Annotated in this window: 11 protein-coding genes; 10 read left to right on the plus strand and 1 reads right to left on the minus strand. The window is 56.9% G+C overall.

The window, feature by feature from the left end; genetic code table 11:
• The first annotated feature begins 130 nt into the window (after positions 1-130).
• From ACF8MC_RS23625 to araD, 8 genes are all read left to right on the plus strand, one after another.
• Entirely contained in the window at positions 131-1,084 is a 954-nt protein-coding gene (locus ACF8MC_RS23625) for a LysR family transcriptional regulator (protein ID WP_164105233.1), read from the plus strand.
• 285 nt (positions 1,085-1,369) lie between these two features.
• Positions 1,370-2,437 carry a zinc-binding dehydrogenase gene (locus tag ACF8MC_RS23630; protein ID WP_033643780.1) on the plus strand — a complete coding sequence of 356 codons (1,068 nt, stop codon included), beginning with the start codon at positions 1,370-1,372 and terminating at the stop codon, positions 2,435-2,437.
• Positions 2,438-2,572: 135 nt separating this feature from the next.
• A complete protein-coding gene (locus tag ACF8MC_RS23635) occupies positions 2,573-3,490 on the plus strand; it encodes an ABC transporter substrate-binding protein (RefSeq protein ID WP_164096437.1) in 918 nt (305 codons plus the stop codon).
• Between the two features lie 54 nt (positions 3,491-3,544).
• Positions 3,545-5,035, plus strand: a complete 1,491-nt coding sequence (locus tag ACF8MC_RS23640; RefSeq protein ID WP_164105234.1) for a sugar ABC transporter ATP-binding protein — start codon at positions 3,545-3,547, stop codon at positions 5,033-5,035.
• Positions 5,032-6,021, plus strand: a complete 990-nt coding sequence (locus ACF8MC_RS23645) for an ABC transporter permease (RefSeq protein WP_033655114.1) — start codon at positions 5,032-5,034, stop codon at positions 6,019-6,021. Before ACF8MC_RS23640 ends, ACF8MC_RS23645 begins: the two co-directional genes overlap by 4 nt.
• An 8-nt stretch (positions 6,022-6,029) precedes the next feature.
• Positions 6,030-7,517, plus strand: a complete 1,488-nt coding sequence (locus ACF8MC_RS23650) for an FGGY-family carbohydrate kinase (RefSeq protein WP_164105235.1) — start codon at positions 6,030-6,032, stop codon at positions 7,515-7,517.
• Positions 7,504-8,373, plus strand: a complete 870-nt coding sequence (locus ACF8MC_RS23655; RefSeq protein ID WP_060421848.1) for an L-ribulose-5-phosphate 3-epimerase — start codon at positions 7,504-7,506, stop codon at positions 8,371-8,373. The genes ACF8MC_RS23650 and ACF8MC_RS23655 overlap by 14 nt, the downstream gene beginning before the upstream one ends.
• Positions 8,367-9,059, plus strand: coding sequence for an L-ribulose-5-phosphate 4-epimerase (gene araD / locus ACF8MC_RS23660; protein ID WP_033632583.1), 693 nt, complete (start codon positions 8,367-8,369; stop codon positions 9,057-9,059). The genes ACF8MC_RS23655 and araD overlap by 7 nt, the downstream gene beginning before the upstream one ends.
• Positions 9,060-9,065: 6 nt before the next feature.
• On the opposite strand, the gene ACF8MC_RS23665 is transcribed toward araD, so the two are convergent.
• A complete protein-coding gene (locus tag ACF8MC_RS23665) occupies positions 9,066-10,070 on the minus strand; it encodes a LacI family DNA-binding transcriptional regulator (protein WP_060420277.1) in 1,005 nt (334 codons plus the stop codon).
• Between the two features lie 814 nt (positions 10,071-10,884).
• Between ACF8MC_RS23665 and ACF8MC_RS23670 the strand changes: the two genes are divergently transcribed.
• Positions 10,885-13,737 (plus strand): archaeal ATPase, encoded by a 2,853-nt coding sequence (locus tag ACF8MC_RS23670; RefSeq protein WP_164104911.1) that lies wholly within the window; start codon positions 10,885-10,887, stop codon positions 13,735-13,737.
• 32 nt (positions 13,738-13,769) lie between these two features.
• On the plus strand, positions 13,770-16,169 hold the full coding sequence (locus ACF8MC_RS23675; protein ID WP_164104910.1) for an adenosine deaminase: 2,400 nt from the start codon (positions 13,770-13,772) through the stop codon (positions 16,167-16,169).
• Positions 16,170-16,349 lie beyond the last annotated feature (180 nt).

Consider the following 16,349-nt stretch of genomic DNA (forward strand, 5'->3'; position numbering starts at 1 on the left):
CCGGCAAAGGGTCCCGGCCAACGGGCGGGGAATGGGGCAGAGGGGTAGGCATCGAGACTAGCAAACTCCGTTTTTGCCGGGTAGCCGCCGTTCGGTTATGCTGACAACCGATGATTGTCAGGAGGTGAACATGAAACTGCACCAACTGCAGGCGCTGGTGGCCAGCGCCGACAGAGGCAGCATTCGCGCGGCGGCGCGGCATCTGGGGCTGTCGCAGGCGGCGGTGACCCGCGCGCTGCGCGAACTGGAGCAGGAACAGGCGCTGCCGCTGCTGATCCGCACCCCGACCGGGCTGGGCTTTACCCCCTACGGCAAAACCTTGCTGGCGCACGCCCGGCTGGTGCTGAACCAGCTGGAGCAGGCGCAGGGCGAAATGGCGGCGCTGCGCGGGCGCACGGCGGATCTGGTCAAGGCGGCGTTCACCCCCTGGCTGATGCTGACGGTGCTGCCGCCGGCGGTGATGGCGTTTCGCAGCAAGATGCCGGCGGTGCGGCTGGAGCTGTCGGAAAGCCTGATGGCCAACGCCCAGTCGCAGCTGCGCGAGGGCACGATGGATTTCGCCATCACGCCGCTGCCGGCGTCGTCGGCGCCGCAGGAGTTCCACTGCGAGCCGCTGCTGGAGTACGAAACGGCGTACATGGTGCGGCGCGGCCACCCGCTGGCGCACAGTACCTCGCTGCATCAGCTGCTGGAACAGGATTGGGTGATGAGCTATACCCCGGAAAGTTTCGATGCGCTGTTCGACGAGGTGTTTCTTCGCCACGGCGTGCGCCTGCCGCGCCAGCGCATTATCCAGGCGCATTCGTTCGGCATGCTGCAGGCTCTGGTGGAGTTCGCCGAAATGTGTACCTGCTGTCCGCAGCCGATTGCCGCGCTGCCGCAGTTCGCCTCTCGCCTGCAGCCGCTGGCGCTGCGGGAGAGCAGCCGGCCGGTGCAGCTGAATATCGTCACCCGGCGCAACAGCATTCTGAGCGCCGCCGCCCATGCGTTTATCGACACGCTGGTGCGCACCCTGCGCCAGCAGGCGCGATCATCGCGGCCGGAAGATCGCCAGATCTACGATCGCGTGCGCCTGCTGATTTAGCGGATCCCCCCGGATCGCCGATCCCGTAAATGGGATCGCGATCCGCATTTGTAGCATTTTTAGCCGCAATGTTAACGATATGTGATTTCGCTCAAATAATTATTTTTGCAGCTTTGGTTATATGTCGCTCTATGTTCACGTTGTCATTTTGAGTTTTACTGGATGTTTGATGATTAATCTATTGAAATTTATCATTTTATAACGTTTGTTGTTTTTTGTTGGATAAAAATGACAACGTCAACATTAAGAAAATTAAAGCGTTTAACAAGTGTATTGGAGGAAGAGATGAGCCAGTTGCCGGAAAAAATGCGCGCGGTCGTTTGCCACGGCCCGCAGGACTATCGTTTCGAACAGGTGCCCACGCCGTTGCCGAAGGCGCGCGAGCTGGTGATCAAGGTGGAAGGCTGCGGCATCTGCGCCGGCGACTGCAAGTGCAAGAACGGCGCGCAGATGTTTTGGGGGGAGAACCCGTGGGTCAAACCGCCGGTGGTGCCGGGCCACGAGTTCTACGGCCGCATCGCCGCGCTGGGCGAGGGCGCGGAAGGCAAATACCGGCTCGGCGAGCGGGTGATCGCCGAGCAGATCGTGCCGTGCTGGGAGTGCCGCTACTGCAAATCCGGCAGTTACTGGATGTGTGAGACGCATAACATTTACGGTTTCCAAAAAGACGTGGCGGAGGGCGGCATGGCGGAGTACATGCGCTTTTCCGAGAACGCCATCGTGCACAAGATCCCGGAAAGCCTGAGCCATGAAGACGCGGTATTGATTGAACCGATGGCCTGCGCCATCCACACCGTGGCGCGCGGCGACATCCAGCTGGACGACGTGGTGGTGCTGGCCGGCGCCGGGCCGCTCGGGCTGTGTATGGTGCAGGTGGCGCGCCTGAAGACGCCGAAGAAACTGATCGTGATCGACGCCATCGACGAGCGGCTGGCGCTGGCGAAGGAGTTCGGCGCCGACGTGGTGATCAACCCGCTGAAGGAAGACGCCGACCAGATCGTCAAATCGCTGACCGGCGGCTACGGCTGCGACGTCTACATCGAGGCCACCGGCGCGCCGATCGGCGTCACCCAGGGGCTGCAGATGATCCGCAAGCTGGGCCGCTTCGTGGAGTTCAGCGTGTTCGGCAAGGAAACCACCGTCGATTGGTCGATCATCGGCGATCGCAAAGAGCTGGACATTCGCGGCGCGCACCTGGCGCCCTACAGCTACGAAATCGCCATCGATCTGTTCGAGCGCGGGCTGGTGACCTCCAATGGCGTGGTTACCCACAGCTATTCATTGAACGACTGGGACGAAGCCTTCGCCCTGGCGGACTCGACCGACTCCATCAAGGTGATCCTGGTTCCCTGACCCTCCCGCTGTACCGTTGTTGCAGTCACGATCGCTGGCCCGCTCGCAACGGGGGGCCGGCCGGTCGGCCAAACGTAAAGACATGCTGTTGCTCTGATAACCACAACAAGAAGCTTCCCTACAGGAGAATTGGCTATGTTTTCATTATTCAAAAAGACCCTGCCTTTTATCGTCGCCGGTGGAATGTTGGCGGCCAGCCATGGGGCGCTGGCCAAGCAAATCACTATCGGTATGTCGTTCCAGGAAATGAACAACGACTACTTCGTCACCATGAAGCAGGCGCTGGATCAGGCGGCGGCGGATATCGGCGCCAAGGTGTACGTGGCCGATGCGCGCCATGACGTCGCCAAACAGATCGGCGACGTGGAAGACATGCTGCAGAAGAAGGTAGACATCCTGCTGATCAACCCGACCGATTCGGTGGGGGTGCAGTCGGCGGTGATCTCCGCCCACAAGGCCGGCGCGGTGGTGGTGGCGATCGACGCGCAGGCGGAAGGGCCGCTGGATTCGTTCGTCGGCTCGGAGAACTACGACGCCGGCTTCCAGGCGGGCGAGTACCTGGCGAAAGCGCTGGGCGGCAAAGGCAAGGTGGCGATCCTTGACGGCATCCCGGTGGTGCCGATCCTGGAGCGCGTGCGCGGCTTTGAAGCGGCGATGAACAAATACCCCGACATCAAGATCGTCACCAAGCAAAACGGCAAGCAGGAGCGCGACACCGCGCTGACCGTGACCGAAAACATGCTGCAGTCGGCGCCGGATCTGGCGGGCATCTTCAGCGTCAACGACGTCGGTGCGCTCGGCGCCCTGGCGGCGATCGAAAGCAACGGCGCCAAGGTCAAGCTGGTGAGCGTAGACGGCCAGCCGGAAGCCATCAAAGAGATCCTCAAGCCGAACTCGCCGTTTATCGCCACCTCGGCGCAGTTCCCGCGCGACCAGCTGCGCATCGCGCTCGGCATTGCGCTGGCCCGCTACTGGGGCGCCACGGTGCCGAAAACCGTGCCGGTGAAAGTGAAGCTGATCGACCGCAGCAATGCGGCCGGCTTTAGCTGGTAACAGCGGCCAGGTTCGCCCCGCTGCGGCGGGGCGTTCGGCGCGGAGGGCAATGCGGTGACACCTTTACTGGAACTGAAGCGAATAAAGAAGAGCTTTCCCGGCGTGAAGGCGCTGGACGGCATCGATCTGGCCATTCAACGCGGCGAAGTGCACGCCCTGCTGGGCGAAAACGGCGCCGGCAAATCGACGCTGGTGAAAATCATGTGCGGCATCTATCAGCCGGACGAGGGCGATATTTTTATCGACGGCGAGCAGCGCCGCTTTAACAACTATCGCCAGGCGATCGAGGCCGGCGTCGGCATTATTTTTCAGGAATTTTCGTTGATTCCCTACATGAGCGCCATCGACAACATCTTCCTCAACCGGGAGATCAGGAACCGCTGGGGCCTGCTGGATCGGCGGGCGATGCGGCGCAAGGCCGAGGCGATCTTCAAGCGGCTGACGGTGGCTATCGATCTCGATTGCCCGGTGGAGCAGCTGAGCGTGGCGCAGCAGCAGTTCGTTGAGATCGCCAAGGCGCTGTCGCTGGAGGCGCGGGTGCTGGTGCTGGACGAACCGACCGCCACGCTGACGCCGGGCGAGGCCGAGCACCTGTTCAGCGTGATGAACGATCTGCGGCTGCTGGGCGTCGGCATGGTGTTTATCTCGCACCACCTGGACGAGATCTTCACCATCTGCGATCGCATCACCGTGCTGCGCGACGGCACCTACATCGAAACGCTGGCCACCGGCGACACCAACGTGGAAGAGCTGGTGCGGCTGATGGTCGGGCGCAAAATCGAGAACGCCTTCCCGGTGAAACTGCACCCGGTCGATACCGCGACGGTGCTGCTGGAAGCGGAGATCCAGCGCGAGAAGCACGGCGCGACCGACCGCTTCCACCTGCACAAGGGCGAGATCCTCGGCTTCGCCGGGCTGGTGGGATCCGGGCGCACCGAGACCGTCTCGGCGCTGATCGGCGCCAGCCGCTGCCACCGCAAACGCGTCAGCCTCGGCGGCCAACCGGCGGCGCTGCGCTCCCCGGCGCAGGCGCTGGCGCAGGGCATCGGCCTGCTGCCGGAGAGCCGCAAAACCGAGGGCCTGGTGCTGCCGTTCTCGGTGGCGCAGAACATCACCCTCAACCGGCACCACCGGCGCGGCAAGATCTTCGTCAGCGCCCGCAAGGATCGCGACGTGGTGCAGCGGCTGATCCGCGCCGTGGGGGTGAAAACCCCGGACGCCGAGACCGCCGTCAGCACCCTGAGCGGCGGCAACCAGCAGAAGGTGGTGATCGCCCGCTGGCTCAACAACGACTGCAACATCTTGATCTTCGACGAACCGACGCGCGGCATCGACGTGGGCGCCAAGGCCGAGATCTACCAGCTGATGCAGCAACTGACCCAGCAGGGCATCTCCATCATCATGATTTCCTCCGAACTGCCGGAGATCATCGGCGTGTGCGACCGCGTGCTGGTGTTTCGCGGCGGCCACATCGTCGCCGAGCTGACCGGCGACGACATCGAATCCAACCACATCATGCTTCACGCGACCGGGAGTGCCTTATGATCGGAATTGAACAACCCGCCGTGGCGCGCCGCGCCGCCGGCCCCAGCCTCGGCAAGCGCTGGGAAAAACTGCTGCATCACCCGGCGGTCTTGCCGTTTATCGGCTTCGTGATCTTGTTCGTATTGATGAGCCTGCTGAACGACAGCTTCCTCAGCGTCAACAACCTGACCAACGTGGCGCGCCAGGTGTCTATCAATGCCATCATCGCGGTGGGCATGACCTGCGCCATCCTGACCGGCGGCATCGATCTCTCGGTGGGGCCGGTGATGGCGCTGGCCGGTTCGGTCGCCGCCGGGCTGATGCTGGCGGCGGTGCCGATCCCGCTGGCGATGGTGGCGGCGCTGGCGGTCGGCGCGCTGTTCGGCCTGGCCAACGGCGCCTGCATCGCCTATCTGCGCATGCCGCCGATCATCGTCACCCTGGCGTCGATGGGCATCGCCCGCGGCCTGGCGCTGCTCTATACCGGCGGCTACCCGATCTCCGGCCTGCCCGACGTCTTCTCCTTCTTCGGCCGCGGCACGGTGCTGGGCATCCAGGTGCCGATCCTGATCATGCTCGGCGTGTATGTGCTGGCCTGGCTGATGCTCAACCAGCTGCCGTTCGGCCGCTACGTCTATGCGATGGGCGGCAACGAAGAGGCGGCGCGGCTGAGCGGCATCCGCGTGCCGCGCTACAAGATGCTGGTGTACGTGATCAGCGGCCTGACCGCCGCGCTGGCCGGACTGGTGCTGACCTCGCGTCTGATGAGCGGGCAGCCCAACGCCGGCGAAGGCTTCGAGCTGGACGCCATCGCCGCGGTGGTGCTGGGCGGGGCGGCGATCTCCGGCGGGCGCGGCGCCATCGTCGGCACGCTGGTGGGGGCGATGATGCTCGGGGTGCTCAACAACGGCCTCAATCTGATGAACGTGTCGCCGTATATCCAGAACGTGGTGAAGGGCGGCATCATCCTGGCCGCCATCTACCTCAGCTCCGTGCGGCGCAAATAGGAGGCGCGATGGCAGTCTTTCTTGGCATAGACGTCGGCGGCACGGTGATCAAGGCCGGGCTGTACCGGGCAAGCGGCGAAGAGTTGACAGTCGCCGAGCGCGACGGCGCGGCGATTGCCGCCCAGCCGGGCTTCAGCGAACGCAATATGGACGCGCTGTGGGATGACGTTTGCGCGGCGATCCGCCAGACGCTGCACGCGGCGGGGCTGGAGGCCGGGCAGGTGCGCGGCGTCAGCTTCTCGGCGCACGGCAAAGGGCTGTACGCCATCGATCGCCACGGCAAACCGGTCGGCAACGGCATCCTCTCTTCGGACAACCGCGCGGCGGCCACGGTGGCTGAGCTGCGCCGCACCGGCGTGGGCGCGCAGACCTACCCGCGCAGCCTGCAGCCGCTGTGGCCCAGCCACCCGGCGCTGCTGCTGCGCTGGCTGAAGCAGCGGCAACCGGCGCAGTACGCTGCCGTCGATCGCATCCTGATGGCACACGACTACCTGCGCTTTCGCCTCACCGGCGAGGCGGCGGCCGAGGTGACCAACATCTCCGGCAGCAACCTGTTCAATCAGCACAGCGGCGCTTACGATCCGGCGCTGATGGCGGCCTTCGGCATCGAAGAGGCGCAGGAGAAGACCGCGCCGGTGATCGGCTCGGCGCAGCTGGCCGGGCGGGTGACGGCCGCGGCGGCGGCGCAGTGTGGCCTGCGGGCAGGCACCGCGGTGTACGGCGGCCTGTTCGACGTGGTGGGCGCGGCGCTCAGCTCCGGCGTGGCCGACGATCGCACGCTCAGCGCGGTGGCGGGCACCTGGTCGATCGCCACCTGCGTGACCGAGCGCATCATTCCTGCCGACTATCCCTACGCCTGGGGGCGCTACTGCATCGACGGCCGCTATTTCGTGCACGAAGGCAGCCCGACCTCGGCCGGCAACCTGGCCTGGTTTCTGCGCCAGTTCTGCGCCGACGACCGGCAGCGCTACGCGCAGTTCAACGCCTGGGTGGCCGAGCGCAGCGAGCAGCCCAGCGGGCTGCTGTTCCTGCCTTATCTGTATGGCTCCAACCTCGGCGGCAACACGCCGGGCGGGCTGATCGGCCTGAGCGCCCACCACGAGATGGCGGACGTGGTGCAGGCGATCTACCAGGGCATCGTGTTCTCGCACCTGATCCATCAGGAGCGCATGGTGCAGCTGAACCCGCGCATCGAGCGGGTGCGCATGACCGGCGGGCCGACGCAGTCCGAGGTCTGGATGCAGATGTACGCCGACGCCGGCAACCTGCCGCTTGAGGTGGTGGAAACGCGCCAGAGCGGCTGCCGCGCCGCCGCCCTGTGCGCCGCCGTCGGCGCCGGGGAGTACGCCGGGTTCGCCGAAGCGATCGCCGCCGCGCCGCCCAAGCTGCGCTGTTATTATCCCGCGACCGCCGCCCACCGGCGCCTGCGCGCCCAGCAGGCGCGCTATCTGGCGGTCGCCCAGGCTTTGAGTGAGGTGACTGATGCAAACGACTAACGCCGCCTGTCTGGGGCTGTATGAAAAGGCGCTGCCCGCCGATCTGAGCTGGCCGCAGCGGCTGGCCACCGCCGCCGAGCTGGGCTTTGAATTTGTGGAGATGTCGATCGATGAACAGCCGGCGCGCCAGCAGCGGCTGGACTGGGATCGCCGCCAGCGGCTGGCGTTTATCCAGGCGCGGCTCGACAGCGGGGTGAAGGTGCCGAGCCTGTGCCTGTCGGCGCACCGGCGCGATCCGTTCGGCAGCGCCGACGCCGCCACCCGCGAGCGGGCGCGGGTGCTGATGAGCAAGGCGCTGGAACTGGCGACGGATCTCGGCATCCGCAATATCCAGCTGGCGGGCTACGACGTCTATTACGAACCCGCCGATCGCCACAGCCGCGAGCGCTTTATCGAAGGCATGCAGTGGGCGGCGGCGCAGGCCGCCAGGGCGCAGGTGATGCTGTCGGTGGAGGTGATGGACACGCCGTTCATCAACAGCATCAGCAAATGGCGCGACATCGCCCGCCACGTTAACAGCCCGTGGTTCACGGTGTATCCCGATCTCGGCAACCTCAGCGCCTGGGGCAACGACGTCGCCGCCGAGCTGGCGCTGGGCATCGGCAGCATCACCGCCGTGCACCTCAAAGACACCGTCGCGGTGGGGCCGAGCAGCGCCGGGCAGTTTCGCGACGTGCCGTTCGGCGAGGGCTGCGTGGATTTCGCCCACGCCTTTGCCGTGCTCAACGCGCTCGGCTATCGCGGCCCCTACCTGCTGGAGATGTGGGCGCGCGAAGACGGGCAGGACAAGCAACGCATTGCCCAGGCCAAGGCCTGGATCGAACAACAGATGAATGATGGAGGCATCGCATGCTGAACGAACTCAAGCGGCAGGTGCTGGCCGCCAACCTCAGCCTGCCGGCATACGGGCTGGTGACCTTTACCTGGGGCAACGTCTCGGCGATCGACCGCCAGAGCGGGCTGGTGGTGATCAAGCCTTCGGGCATCGCCTACGAGGCGATGACGCTGGAGGATTTGGTGGTGGTGGATCTGGAGGGCAAGGTGCGCGAAGGGCACCGCAAACCCTCATCCGACACCGCCACTCACCTGGCGCTGTACCGCGCCTTCGCCGATATCGGCGGCGTGGTGCACACCCACAGCCGCAACGCCACCATCTGGGCGCAGGCCGGGCAGCCGATCCCGGCGCTGGGCACCACCCACGCCGACTACTTTTACGGCGACATTCCCTGCACCCGGCCGATGAGCGAGGCGGAGATCGCCGGCGATTACGAGGGGGAAACCGGCAAGGTGATTATCGAGACCTTCAATCAGGCGGGGCGCGATCCGCAGCAGGTGCCGGGAGTGCTGGTCTATTCCCACGGCCCGTTTGCCTGGGGCAAGGACGCGGCGGATGCGGTGCACAACGCGGTGGTGCTGGAAGAGGTGGCGATCATGGCGATGGCGACGCGCCAGCTTGCGCCGGCCATCGCCCCGATGCAGCCGGAGCTGCTGGACAAACATTTCCTGCGCAAGCACGGCAAACACGCCTACTACGGGCAATAGCGTCCGTCAGCGATTCAACAGCGAGCCGGTGAAGAATTCTCTGCGCACCGGCAGCTCGCCGCGCGGGCTGTGAATGGCGCTGAACAGCAGCTCCGCGGCGATCTCCCCCAGTTTCTGCGTATCGTGATACACCCCCGGAATATGCAGGCCGTAAGCGCCGGCGCGCGGCGGTTCGTCGATCGAGAAGAACTTCACCTGCTCATAAAGCCCCATCTCGTGGCAGATGGCGATGGCGCCCAGCGTGATGATACCGTTCAGGCCGATGATGTAATCCGGGCGGTTCTCCGGCTGCGCCAGATAGGCGCGCACCTCGCTCTCTTGCGAGGTGAAATCATAGTCGCCGTTGATGATGTGAATCTCACGGCCGCTGCCCTGCAAGGCCGCGACGATGCCGGCGGTGCGCGTTAAGGTAATTTCCGAATCCGCCGGGCCGCCGATAATCAAAAGCTTCTTCTCCGGCTGCTCCGCCAGATAGCGCCCGGCCAGCACGCCAATCTCGCGGTTATCGAGGAACACGCCGCTCAGCTGCTGATCGTAAAGATCGCGGTCGATCAGGATCAGCGGCACGCCGTACACCTCGGCCAGCTCGAGATAGGCGGGGCGGTAGCGCTTGTCGTCGCGCACCGCCGACAGCAGGATGCCGCGTGCCTTGTAGCCGAACAGCGCCTGAATGGCGCGCATTTCCGCCTCTTCGCTGCCGTCGGTGTCGAACAGCATGATCTGGTAGCCCTGCTGGCGCGCAATGCGCGACACCGTCTTGATCAGGCCGGAATAGAACGGGTTGTACATGCTGCTGGTGACGATGCCGATAATCTGGCTGCTGCTGCTTTTCAGCCCCTGCGCGAAGGCGTTGGGTACATAGTTCAGCTCTTTGGCGATGGCGTGAATGCGCTCGCGGGTTTCCGGCTTGACCAGCTCGGGCTTATTGAAGGCGCGGGAAACGGTGATATTGGTCACCCTGGCGCGGCGGGCGATATCCACGATAGTGGCATTGGGATTGGCTTTCGACACCGTCTTTCCTTGCGTTATGCCTCAACAGATCCCTTATTGTAGGGAAAGGGCGGGGGCGGTGCTAGGGGGGAGTTGGGGGTTGGAGCAGCGGAGGGAAAATAATGGAATGAAAATAGAGGTAATAATGTCGTTGGTTTATTAATTGTGAATCGAATCATTTTATATGGCTGTATTTTGTTGGCGGAGAGTTTGGTAAGGTGGTTTACATGGTCGAAGTTAAGTGTCAATGGCGGCTTTGTGCCAGAAGCGGGCATTGGTTGTTCATGTGGATAAATACTAAGAGTTGTTTATTTTCGCCATAAAACAGACTCGCATTGAGCAAATAAACAGGTAACACTTATTTGTTGCTGAATAAGGTAAAGTGAGCTAATTTAGGCACTTAGCGTAGATCAACCTAAAATACATGGCTAGAAAAAAGTAATAATATACCAGCACGGTTTTGGTAACAGGAGCAGTAATTGATTGTTGTTAATATTTATCAATAATTTAACGCTAGTATATTATCGGTTAGAACTAGTGAAGGTGTGCCGCACAACATGAGCATCTAGTGCGTTATCCTCGGTCCCACACTCCGCATAGCAACACCTGCTCGACAAAACGAACCGTTCAGTCGCGAGGATGAGGGCAGTGAATGAGGTGGTCAGTTTTATTAGCGCTCCAGGTAGCTTTGTAGGACGAATCGTGGCGAAGCGCCCCCAACGAACTGATTGAAGCTAAGGGCAATGAGCATTGCATAAATCAACGCAGTGTAAATTTAAAGCACCAGTCTGATGCTCAGGCTGGCAAAAAATCAAAAAAATGGATCGATACGAACATGACAGACAGCGTACAGACTGAAACGACCGAGGGAAAAATCATCATCAACTTGTTTGCGCCCAATCTTCCGGGCAGTACCAAAGAAGATGATCTCATTCAGAAATCTCTGCGTGATCAGTTGGTCGAGAGTATCCGGAACTCGGTTACCTCTCATGACACCGATAAGTCTGCTGGGCTAACACGGTTTATTGATGAGTCCGGTCGTAATGTATTTTTTGTGGATGGTACTCGCGGTGCGGGTAAAACCACTTTTATCAATAGCGTGGTCAAATCTCTGGACAGTGAGAAAGGTGATGTCAATGTCAGCATCAAGTGTTTGCCGACTATCGACCCTACCAAGTTGCCGCGCCATGAACCCATTTTGGTCACTGTGACTGCCCGTCTGAATAAAATGGTGTCCGACAAGTTAAAAGGATGCTGGTCGTCGAATGACCATAAAAAACAAAAAGAACAATGGCAGAATCACCTTGCGCAGCTCCAGCGTGGTTTACATCTGCTCACAGACAACGAATATAAGCCGGAATATTTCAGTGATGCTTTGAAGCTGGATGCCCAGCTTGATTACTCCATTGGTGGCCAGGATTTGTCAGAAATCTTTGATAAGCTGGTTGAAAGTGCATGTGAAATTCTCGGCTGCAAGGCCATTTTGATCTCGTTTGATGATATTGATACTCAGTTTGAAGCGGGCTGGGATGTACTTGAATCTATTCGTAAGTTCTTTAATAGCCAGAAATTGTTGGTGGTGGCGACAGGTGACTTGCGGCTATATTCGCAATTGATTCGCGGTAAGCAATACGAAAATTATAGCAAAACTTTGCTCGATCAGGAAAAAGAGAGCGCCCGCTTAGCCGAGCGGGGTTATATGGTTGAACACCTTGAACAGCAATATTTATTAAAACTTTTTCCGGTACAAAAGCGTATTCAACTGAAAACTATGTTGCAACTGGTCGGCGAAAAGGGAAAAGGCGGTAAAGAGAATATCAAGGTTAAAACTAAGTTTGACATGCAGGATATTGCTGCCATAGATGTCCGGCAAGCGATTGGCGATGCTGTTAGGGAAGGTCTTAATTTGAGAGAGGGCTCTGATGCAGACATGTATGTGAATGAATTGCTGAAGCAGCCAGTGCGGTTGTTGATGCAGGTGCTTCAGGATTTCTACACCAAAAAATATCATGCTACATCGGTAAAACATGATGGTAAACAAGGCAGCAATGAAAGATCTGATGAGTTATCAGTTCCGAATTTACTTAGAAATGCCTTATATGGATCGATGCTAAGCAGCATTTATCGAGCTGGGTTAAATTATGAACAACATCGATTTGGTATGGATTCGCTCTGTAAGGATATATTTACCTATGTAAAGCAGGATCGTGATTTTAATACCGGATTTTATTTGCGGCCTCAGTCTGAAAGTGAAGCATTAAGAAATTGCTCTATTTACTTGGCCTCTCAGGTAAGTGAAAACTGTCAGGGTAGTCTGTCAAAGTTTTTACAGATGCTTTTAGTTGGTTGTGGTTCCGTCAGCATATTCAATCAATTTGTGACCGAGTTAGCACTGGCTGAAAATGATAGAGAAAAATTCGACCAGATCGTTAGTGAATATGTAGCTTATATGTCTGTTGGCAGAATTGAAAGCGCCTCACATTGGGCTAACCGATGTTGTGCGGTGGTTGCAAACAACCCTAATGATGAAAAGGTTGGCGTTTTTCTTGGCATGGTGCAGTTAAATCGTAAATCACGCCAAAAGATGCCCGAGGGTTACAAAAAATTTAACATTGATACTGAGAATGGCTTGGCAAAAGCCGCAATGGCGGCTTCCTTGAGTACGGTAGCTTCAAATAACCTTATGGATTTCAGTAGTGTTTTTAATCTGATTGGTGCTATTGCAGATATCTCTGCATGTCGTCGTGAAAGACCTGCCATTACTAATGCTTTTAATAAAGTTGTAGCTCAGACAACATGTATTGTTCCCCCATGGAGCGAGGCTGCTGCTCGTGCAGAAATGAAAGGCTCAAGTAAAAGGGCGGATAAAGATGCTGCTGTTTTGGATGTTGACCTTGATCCCATGGATGATAACGTAACTGATGACAGTCAACAGAATGACAATCAGCAGGGTGGCACAACGGAATTTTCTGATGCCATTACTAAAGTTGAGCAATGGCTTAATAAAGTAAACGAAATTGAGATTCAAATTCGTCCGTCGGCACTTTTGATTGGTAAAGTATGGACTCGGTTCTATTTCAACCTTAATAATGTGGCTGATCAGCATAAAACCAGGCTCTATAAAGATGCAGAGCATGGAATAATGGCCAGTCAATCAAATGCTGCGAAAATTATGCGTTTTAATGTTTTGGCTTTTCTTCATGCGGTATTGGTTGAAGAGGACTTATATCATTCAGTTAGTAATAGGGAGTATATCGGTGAAGGGTTAAAACTAAATCCAGTCACTTCGGTTGATGAGTTTGAGAAAAAGATAAATGTAATGAATAAAAAATTGAAAGTGGATAAGAAAAAATGGAAAGATACCCATCCATTGTTTTTCTTATTAATTAGCTGTCCAATTCTACATCCGTTCATTTTTCCTGTAGGGGGAGTTAATTGTTCAGCCAAAGCACTGAGCAAGGAAGTAAGTTTCCTTAAACTGATTCGTGAGATTGTTGGCGGCAAATTACTTTCCGAAGAAGAATGGGAGTATTTATCTGAAAATGATAATCGAAAAAGAAGCATTAAACAACAGGCGTCTAAAAACACTATAACATCGCTGAATTCCTCCACAATCGTTGGAGCATCATACGATAAGGCTACACCAGCTAGGAAAACTAAGTTGCCTTCAATAAGTGACAACATATAAAAATAATAATGGCCTTCGTATAAGGATTGGGTATGGAAAGGTTTCTTCTTAACTCGGCATTGCTGTTGGATCGGCTGAGCACCGTCTCGTTGAATGAGATATCACTTGATGACAGGGTGGAGTCATCCGTGTTCCTTACTCAATACGAACAAACGCGTAGTTTGCCTGATCATGTAGCCAAGTCGGCTTGGTCATCCCTGGAACAGCGACTCAAACAGCGAAATATGAAACTTGGTCCAGTAGCGGCCTTGCGCCTAATCGCTGAAAAATTTGTTAAAAACGAGAAAGACGGCCCTAGAACCGATCTTGCTTTGTTCTCGGAATGGCAAACGCTGATGAGCCGAGTGTCGTGCCTGCCAATTATGGCGTGTCATCAGGTCTTTAACTCTGGGCCTGCCAGTCAAGAATATAGTTTTCGCTGGCCTTTATACCCATATCACCCGACGGTTGAGGACTACATTACCCGTGAACGCCTACACGAAACCCACCAACATCTGAATGGCAGTACCAGTGCGGAAGAGTGTTGGCTGGATGCACTCAAGCACCCAGAAGTGAGCGTCAGAGATTTTGATAAGGGCTGGGCATCTCAAGAGATGAAACAACTCTGCGCCCAGATTGACCCTTCTCTGACGCCTGAAATTTTCAAGGATCGTTTGCAAATCGCCAGTAATATTCGCGAAATTCTTTGTCGGGTCGCTCAGGGCGTCGAGTTACCAGAGTGGATAGCATCAATGCAGAATCCGCAGCAGCTGGCGGATAGCACAATTCTGCATTATGACCAGGAGTATGGGTTTGCGACGGTTTGGCCAACTGACGACAAATACAGTCAAGAGTCTGAATTTTGCTGGCTAACCGCGTTGTTGGAAAAATGGCGGTATGGTGCGCCCGAAGGGTTGGAACGACTGCTTTGGATTTACCTTCTGATTCAAAATCAGTACCTGACCTTACTGGTTCAGCGAGACGATTTTTTCGGTTTTGATCAGTTCCAGAATTACACCATGACAGAGCTGAGGGAGGAAACCGAGAAATCTTATTTGTCTCGTTTTAAACATGCCCATGGTGCTGGTGTGTATTCTCAGGTGCGTTATCTGGAAGGACGTTTTGCTCCGAAGAGCGACCCTAGCAAAATGCAAAAACTGCTCTTCAGTGTGTTAAGAGGGTATTGGGAATACCTAAGTGCTCATATGTCTCTGGAATGGGTGCATGATAAGCCGCTGAATATGTCGCAAGTGCTCGATAATCTCGAACTGGTTGAACCTCATGGCAAGTGTGCAAAGCTGGCGCTAGTGCCGCACTTTATCAAAAGAAGGCAAAAAAATGGTGAGGTCTATCCTTACGCATTACTATTCAAGGACCTGAAAAATCAGGCTGCTATTCTGATGGACATGCTGAAGTATGAACCCCGCCTGACAAGCTGGATTCGAGGAGTGGATGCCGCAGCTAATGAGATGTACGCGCCACCGGAGTTGTTTGGTCCCTTGTTCCGGGTGCTAGCCAAATCAGGTATTGCTCATTTTACCTATCATGTTGGCGAGGACTTTCCGCATCTTATCAGTGGTATTCGATCCATTGATGATGCCTTAAGGTTTTTGCCATTGCGTAATGGCGACCGTCTTGGTCACTGCACGGCGATTGGCATCACACCTGACATCTGGAAACGCTCTTTGCCATTATCTTTGTCCATGACCAAAGAGACGCGATTGCTCGATTTGGTATTTATTTGGCGGGAACTTCGAAGTCACCCGGAACTGCTGCGTTACGCCAGTGATGCAGCGATTGAAGCTGTTCGTTTGGCCCATAAGGTGTTTTCGCTAGAAGAAGAAGTCTCGATTACCACCCTTGATCAGGTATTTGAAATGCGGGGGGGATTGGCGGAATCGGAAGGCCTACTGGGTGAGCTAGATGGGCCATTAAAACCCAAATCCCTCTGGTTGGAAGAGTACGAGAGCACCAGAGAGTTGGCTAAAATGGCGGGCATGAAAAGGCCGCTGAAGTTGTATAAGCAATGGCTTACATCTGACAATGTACGAAAGCAGCGTGCTGAATATGTTGAAGTTGCCCTGGAATATTTGCCGGATGAAGCGGTTGTTGCATTACAACAAGCTGTAATGGCCAAAATGGCAGACCGAAACATTGCAATAGAATGCCCTCCGACCAGCAATACCCGTATCAGTCAGTATCGAGATGTCAGCGAGCATCATATCTTTCGCTGGATGGGCTTGCCGGGTGAGGCGATTGAAGGTGATGTTCCTATGTCTATTTGTCTTGGATCTGATGATCCGGGGGTCTTCGCTGCGGATTTGAAATCCGAGTTCTATCATCTGTTCGTTGTGTTAACCCGTAAGTTCGGTTTGTCGCCAGCGGAGGCTTTGAGAAAGGTTGCGGAGGTGAATGAGAATGGGCGGATTTATCGTTTTCACGATGTCAGGTAACTCATAGATATCGAGGATTCTGTCGTTGTTCAAGGCCCTCTGGGGTCATTGGTACCCCTCTATACGATACTGTCGCGGAGCAGGGGAAATATGTTTCTCGGTCGGCATTTAACTCCCGATGGCTATTTTGCTTGTTAGTTTGGGAGAGAGTCTTGTCGTCTATGCATATGGCCTTGGGCC

Source organism: Serratia sp. LACPHL-BACT-2024-00286 (genome assembly GCF_043109535.1).
Taxonomy (GTDB): Bacteria; Pseudomonadota; Gammaproteobacteria; order Enterobacterales; family Enterobacteriaceae; genus Serratia; species Serratia sarumanii.

Coding starts and splice junctions, on each gene's coding strand:
- ACF8MC_RS23625 (WP_164105233.1), top strand. CDS start 131: ATGAAACTGCACCAACTGCAGGCGCTGGTGGCCAGCGCCGACAGAGGC.
- ACF8MC_RS23630 (WP_033643780.1), top strand. CDS start 1,370: ATGAGCCAGTTGCCGGAAAAAATGCGCGCGGTCGTTTGCCACGGCCCG.
- ACF8MC_RS23635 (WP_164096437.1), top strand. CDS start 2,573: ATGTTTTCATTATTCAAAAAGACCCTGCCTTTTATCGTCGCCGGTGGA.
- ACF8MC_RS23645 (WP_033655114.1), top strand. CDS start 5,032: ATGATCGGAATTGAACAACCCGCCGTGGCGCGCCGCGCCGCCGGCCCC.
- ACF8MC_RS23650 (WP_164105235.1), top strand. CDS start 6,030: ATGGCAGTCTTTCTTGGCATAGACGTCGGCGGCACGGTGATCAAGGCC.
- ACF8MC_RS23655 (WP_060421848.1), top strand. CDS start 7,504: ATGCAAACGACTAACGCCGCCTGTCTGGGGCTGTATGAAAAGGCGCTG.
- araD (WP_033632583.1), top strand. CDS start 8,367: ATGCTGAACGAACTCAAGCGGCAGGTGCTGGCCGCCAACCTCAGCCTG.
- ACF8MC_RS23670 (WP_164104911.1), top strand. CDS start 10,885: ATGACAGACAGCGTACAGACTGAAACGACCGAGGGAAAAATCATCATC.
- ACF8MC_RS23675 (WP_164104910.1), top strand. CDS start 13,770: ATGGAAAGGTTTCTTCTTAACTCGGCATTGCTGTTGGATCGGCTGAGC.